At 73.4% G+C, this 6899-nt stretch carries 1 protein-coding gene; it reads left to right on the top strand.

All coding sequences use genetic code 11. The annotated features are described in order from the left end of the window. Nucleotides 1–6899: type I polyketide synthase (locus HYE82_RS32250; RefSeq protein ID WP_179177755.1), on the top strand; the 6899-nt coding region annotated here is incomplete at both ends.

The raw sequence follows: 6899 nt of genomic DNA, 5'->3' as shown, positions 1-6899 counted from the left end.
GGTCTACTCGCGGCGCCAGGACGCGGTCGCCGAGGAGCCGTGGACCCGCCACGGGTCCGGTGTCCTCGCGGCCGGTGCCCGACCCGAGGCCGAGCAGGGCTTCGGCGAGCTGGCCGCCTGGCCGCCGGCCGGCGCCGAGCCGGTCGACGTGCGGGGGCTCTACGCAGAGCTGGCCGAGGAGGGCGTCTCCTACGGGCCGCTGTTCCAAGGCCTGAAGGCAGCCTGGCGCCGCGGCAGCGACCTTTTCACCGAAGTGGCTCTCCCGGAGGACGGCCGTCGTGACGCGGCCCGGTTCGGGCTCCACCCGGCACTCCTCGACGCCGGCCTGCACGCCATCGGACACGGCGACCCCGCCGAACAGGCCGATGCCGGGGCCCTGCTGCCGTTCTTCTGGGCGGGTGTCTCGCTGTACGCGGTGGGTGCCTCCGCTCTCCGGATGCGCCTGACCCCGGCCTCCGCCGATGATCCCCACACCCTCGCCCTGCTGGTCGCGGACGAGACCGGCCACCCGGTCGCGGCCGTGGAGTCGCTGACGCTCCGCCCGGCCTCCGCCGACCAGGTTCAGGGGGCCGGCACCGGCCACCTTGAGTCGCTGTTCCGGGTGGAGTGGCTACCTGTGTCCGCGGCCCCCGTCGCAGCCACTGTCTCCGGCGACGTCCGCTGGGCCGTGCTGGGGCGGGACGGGATCGGGCTGGGCGGGCCGGCGGGCCCTGGCGTCCGGGTGACCGAGTACGCCGACCTGGCCGAGCTCGGTACAGCCCTTGCGGCCGGCGAGCCGACTCCCGACGCCGTCTTCGTCCTCCCGGCAGCCGCAGAGCAGCCCGAGGACATGGCCGGCCGCGTCCACGGCGCGGTGAACGCGGCGCTGGCGGCCGTACAGGAGTGGCTGGCGGACGAGCGGTTCGCGGCCACGCGTCTGGTGTGGCTGACGTCCGGTGCGGTCGCCGTCGAGCGCGGCGCGGGAGTCCAGGACCTGCCGGGCAGTGCCGTGCGCGGCCTCCTGCGCTCCGCGCAGTCGGAGAACCCCGGCCAACTCGTCATGATCGACCTCGATTCGGACCCGGCGTCCAAGATGGCCCTTCCTGCCGCGCTGGCGGCCGGGGAGCCGGAGCTGGCGATCCACGGCGGTGCGCTGCGCGCCGCGCGCCTGGTCCGTGTGGCGTCGTCCGAGGGTGTGGCCGAGGTGTCGGGCCCGGTGCTGGGCGACGCGTCGGGGACCGTTTTGGTCACCGGTGCGACCGGTGGTCTGGGTCGGCTGTTCGCGCGGCACTTGGTGACGGCGTACGGGGTGCGGCGGCTGCTGCTCACCAGCCGTCGCGGGACGGCTGCCGCGGGTGCTGCCGAACTGGTCGCGGAGTTGGAGCAGTCGGGCGCCCGGGTGGATCTGGTTGCCTGTGACGTCGCGGACCGGGAGGCGCTGGCCGGCCTGCTGGCGTCCGTGCCGGCGGAGCACCCGCTGACGGCCGTGGTGCACACGGCGGGTGTGCTGGACGACGGCGTTCTGGCCTCGCTGACCCCGGAGCGGGTGGCGACCGTACTGCGTCCGAAGGTGGACGCGGCGTGGAACCTGCACGAGCTCACCCGCGATCTCGACCTCTCCGCGTTCGTCCTCTTCTCCGGCGCCGCCGCCGCGTTCGGCGCTGCCGGGCAGGCGAACTACGCCGCCGCGAACGCCTTCCTTGAGGGCCTGGCCGAGCTGCGCCGCGCCGAGGGGCTGGCCGCGACCTCGCTCGCCTGGGGCCTGTGGGCCCCGCAAGCAGGTATTGACGGTGGCATGGCGGGGCAGCTCGACGAGGTCGACCTGCGCCGCATCGCCCGCGACGGTGTGGCCGCTCTTGCCGCCGATGAGGGCCTGGCCCTCTTCGACAGGGCGATGACGGTGGATGCGGCGGTGTTGCTGCCGATGCACCTGGATGTTGCGGTGCTGCGTGCGCAGGCGGTGTCGGCGGGTTCGACGCCGGCCCTGCTGCGGGCCCTGGTACGGGTCCCCGCGCGCCGGACGGTCGAACGGCGCGGCGGTGGTACGGAGGTCGGTTCGTCGCTCGTGGCCCGGCTGGCGGGTCTGCCGGTGGCGGAGCACGAGGGTGTGCTGCTGGACCTGGTGTGCGGCCGGGTCGCGGCCGTGCTCGGGCACTCCGGTGCCGACGCGGTCGATGCCGAACGGGCCTTCCGGGACCTCGGCTTCGACTCCCTCACCGCCGTCGAACTGCGGAACGTGCTGAAGGCGGAGACGGGGCTGCGGCTGCCCCCGACCCTGATCTTCGACTACCCGACCCCGACCGCGCTGGCCCGGCACCTGCTGGCCGAGCTCGCGGTGACCGCCGGCCTCGACGGCCGGGACGGCGTACGCGGGCAGCTGATGGCGCCCGTACGGGCGACCGCCTCCCTCACAGACGATCCGATCGTGATCGTCGGTATGGGCTGCCGCTTCCCCGGCGGGGTGCGTACGCCCGAGGACCTGTGGCAGCTCGTCGCCACGGGCGGGGACGGCATCACCGTCTTCCCGGCCGACCGCGGCTGGGACACGGAAGCCCTCTACCACCCGGACCCGGACCACGTGGGCACCTCGTACACGCGTGAGGGCGGGTTCCTGCTCGACGCGGCCGAGTTCGACGCCGGCTTCTTCGGGATCTCGCCGCGCGAGGCCCTCGCGATGGACCCGCAGCAGCGGCTGCTGCTGGAGACCTCGTGGGAGGCGTTCGAGCGGGCCGGTATCGACCCGACGTCGATGCGCGGCAGCCGTACCGGCGTCTTCGCCGGCGTCATGTACCACGACTACGTGTCGGGCATCGGCATCGGCGACGGCGCAGGATCCGGAGAGGAGCTGCCCGAAGGTGTCGAGGGCTACCTCGGCACCGGCAATGCGGGCAGCATCGCCTCCGGCCGGATCGCCTACACCTTCGGGCTCGAAGGCCCGGCGGTGACGGTCGACACGGCGTGCTCGTCGTCGCTGGTCGCGCTGCACTGGGCGATCCAGGCGCTGCGCAACGGCGAGTGCGACATGGCCCTGGCGGGCGGTGTCGCGATCATGGCGACGCCGGAGACGTTCGTCGACTTCAGCCGTCAGCGCGGGCTCTCGGCCGACGGCCGCTGCAAGTCCTTCGCCGAAGGCGCGGACGGCACTGGCTGGGCCGAGGGTGCGGGCATGCTGCTCGTCGAGCGGCAGTCGGACGCCGAACGCAACGGCCACCCGATCCTCGCCGTGGTACGCGGTTCCGCGATCAACCAGGACGGTGCCAGCAACGGCCTCACCGCCCCCAACGGCCCCTCGCAGCAGCGCGTCATCCGCGAGGCGCTGGCGAGTGCGGGCCTTTCCGCTGCCGATGTGGACGCGGTGGAGGCGCACGGCACGGGTACGCGGCTCGGTGACCCGATCGAGGCGCAGGCCCTGCTGGCCACATACGGCCAGGCCCGCCCGGCCGACCGTCCGTTGCTGCTGGGTTCGATCAAGTCGAACATCGGGCACACTCAGGCCGCGGCCGGTGTCGCCGGCGTGATCAAGATGATCATGGCGATGCGGCACGGGGTGCTTCCGCAGACCCTGCACGTGGATGCCCCGTCCAGCCACATCGACTGGGAGGCCGGTGACGTCGAGCTGCTGACCGAGGCCGTGGAGTGGCCCGAGACCGGCCGTCCCCGCCGGGCCGGTGTCTCGTCCTTCGGCATCAGCGGCACCAACGCCCACACGATCATCGAGCAGGCACCGGCTGCGGCACCGGCGAGGGCACATGAGGCGGACTCGGCCCTGCCTGTCCTCCCGTGGATGCTCTCGGCGAAGGGCGAGGAGGCCCTTCGCGCGCAAGCCCGTCAGCTCCAGGACTTCGTCCTTTCCACGTCGGACGCGCTGCACCCGGTCGACATCGCGTGGTCGCTGGCGGCGGGCCGGGCCCGGTTCGAGGACCGCGCGGCGGTCGTGGCTGCGGACCGTGAGGGCCTGCTGGCCGGTCTGGCCGCGCTGGCGGAGGGCGGCTCGGCGGCGGGCGTGGTCACGGGCTCGCCGGTCGGTGGGAAGGTCGCCTTCCTGTTCACCGGGCAGGGCAGCCAGCGCCTCGGCATGGGCCGTGAGCTGTACGACTTCTTCCCGGTGTTCGCGGACGCGCTGGACGAGGCGTGCGCACGGTTCGACGCCCGGCTCGAACTGCCTCTGAAGGAGGTGCTGTTCGGATCCGATGCTGCGGTGCTGGACCGGACGGAGTACACGCAGCCGGCTCTGTTCGCGGTCGAGGTGGCCCTGTTCCGGCTCGTCGAGTCGTGGGGCCTGAAGCCGGACTTCGTATCCGGTCACTCCATCGGTGAGATCGCCGCCGCGCATGTGGCGGGCGTGCTGTCGCTGGACGACGCCTGTGCCCTGGTCGCCGCCCGTGGCCGGCTGATGCAGGCGCTTCCGGCCGGGGGCGTGATGATCGCGGTGCAGGCGTCGGAGGACGAGGTCCTGCCGCTGCTGACCGACGGTGTCGGCATCGCTGCGGTCAACGGTCCGCAGTCGGTCGTGGTCGCGGGTGACGAGGACGCGGCGGTCGCCGTCGCGGAGGCCTTCCAGGTCCAGGGCCGCAAGACCAGGCGGCTGACGGTGAGCCATGCGTTCCACTCGCCGCACATGGACGGCATGCTGGACGACTTCCGTGAGGTGGTGGCGGGGCTGTCCTTGGCCGCGCCGCGGATCCCGGTCGTCTCCAACCTGACCGGTGCCGTGGTCACCGACGAGATGGGCTCGGCCGAGTTCTGGGTGCGGCACGTACGCGAGGCCGTGCGCTTCCTCGACGGGATGCGGGCGCTGGAGGACGCGGGCGTCACGACGTACCTCGAACTCGGCCCGGGCGGTGTGCTCTCGGCCATGGGCCAGGAGTGCGTGACGGGCGAGGGCGCCGCCTTCGTGCCCGTCCTGCGCAACGGTCGCCCCGACGCCGAGACGGCGGTCGTCTCGCTGGCTCAGGCCCACCTGCGCGGCATGGACGTGAACTGGCAGGCATTCTACGCCGGTTCCGGTGCCCGGCAGGTGGAGCTGCCGACGTACGCCTTCCAGCGGCAGCGCTACTGGCTGCAGCTGACGGGCACGGGCCGGAACGCTTCCGGTCATGACGTCGACGCACGCTTCTGGGATGCGGTCGAGCGCGGCGACCTGGAGTCGCTCGCCGGCACCGTGGACGTGGCCGACGAGAACGCCTGGAGCCAGGTGCTCCCCGCCCTGTCGGCCTGGCGCCGCGGTCTGCGCACGCAGTCCGAGGTGGACCGCTGGCGCTACCGGGTGTCGTGGAAGCCGCTGACGGACGCCGCCTCCGGTGTGCGGCTGTCCGGGGCCTGGCTGGTCGTGACCCCTGCTGCCGTGGACGTGGACGACACCGCTGTGGTGGGCGCCCTGGCCCGGCGCGGTGCCGAGGTCCGGCGGATCGTCGTCCAGGCCGGGACGGACCGTGCCGTGCTTGCCGGTCTGCTGTCCGAGGCCGGATCGGTGCCGGTGGCCGGGGTGGTGTCGCTGCTCGCCCTGGACGAGGCGTCCGGTGTTCTCCCGACGGCCGGACTGGTGCAGGCGCTGGGTGATGCCGGGGTGGAGGCGCCGCTGTGGTGCCTGACCCGTGGCGCGGTGAGCGTGGGACGTTCCGACCGGCTCGTATCGGCGGTGCAGGCGCAGACGTGGGGTCTGGGCCGGGTGGCCGCCCTGGAGCTGCCCGAGCGTTGGGGTGGTCTGGTCGACCTGCCCGAGGTGTGGGACGAGCGGGCCATGGGCCGGCTGGTCGGCCTCCTGGCCGGTGGTGCGGCCGGTGAGGACCAAGCCGCGGTGCGGTCGTCCGGTGTCTTCGGACGTCGCCTGGTACGCGCGGCCGGTGGCAGCACCGGCTCGTGGGCCCCGTCCGGGACGGTCCTGGTGACCGGCGGGACGGGTGCGCTCGGCCGGCGCGTGGCCCGCTGGTTGGCCGGTGCAGGTGCCGGGCGGCTGGTGCTGACCAGTCGGCGGGGTGCCGACGCTCCGGGCGCCGCTGAGTTGGTGGCCGAGCTGTCGGAGCTGGGTGTCGAGGTGTCGGTCGTGGCGTGTGACGCCGCCGATCGCGACGCCCTGCGGACGCTGCTGGCGGCGGAGGCCGAGAACCTGACCGCGGTCGTGCACACCGCCGGTGTGCTCGACGACGGCGTCCTGGACTCCCTGACGCCGGACCGCTTCGAGAGCGTCCTGAGGGCGAAGGCGGTGTCGGCGCTCCACCTGCACGAGCTGACCGTCGAGCTCGGCATCGAGCTCTCCGCGTTCGTTCTGTTCTCCTCGATGAGCGGCACGATCGGCGCGCCGGGCCAGGCCAACTACGCTGCTGCGAACGCCTACCTGGACGCCCTGGCCGAGCAGCGGCGCGCCGCCGGGCTGGCCGCGACCTCCCTGGCGTGGGGTCCGTGGGCAGAGGGCGGTATGGCTGCCGACGATGCGATGGACGCGCGGATGCGTCGCGAGGGTCTGCCGCCGATGGCCCCGGAGACGGCGATGGCGGTCCTGGGGCAGAGTGCCGCGGCATCGTCCGATGCGGCTTTGCTGGTCGCCGATGTGGACTGGGAGCGCTTCGGCCCCGCGTTCACCGTCGTCCGTCCCAGTGCTCTCTTCGCAGAGCTGACGGAGACGCCGGCCGCTGGATCCGTTGCCCGCGGCGAGCTGGGGACCGGTTCGCCGGTCGAGCGGTTCGCCGGTCTCGGTGTGGCGGAGTTGGAGCGGGAGCTGCTCGGTCTGGTCCGGGCGCAGGTCGCTGCGGTCCTGGGCCACGACGGTTCGGAGGCGGTCGGCGCCGACCGTGCGTTCAAGGAGCTCGGGTTCGACTCGCTGACCGCCGTCGAGCTCCGCAACCGGCTCGGTGCGGCGACCGGCGTGACGCTGCCCGCCACGCTCATCTTCGACTACCCGTCCGCGGCCGCCCTGACCGCGT

The organism is Streptomyces sp. BR123 (assembly GCF_013401435.1).
In the GTDB taxonomy this organism is placed as follows: domain Bacteria; phylum Actinomycetota; class Actinomycetes; order Streptomycetales; family Streptomycetaceae; genus Streptomyces.
Note: the sequence above shows the minus strand (reverse complement) of the source record. Positions and strands in the feature narration are given on the sequence as shown.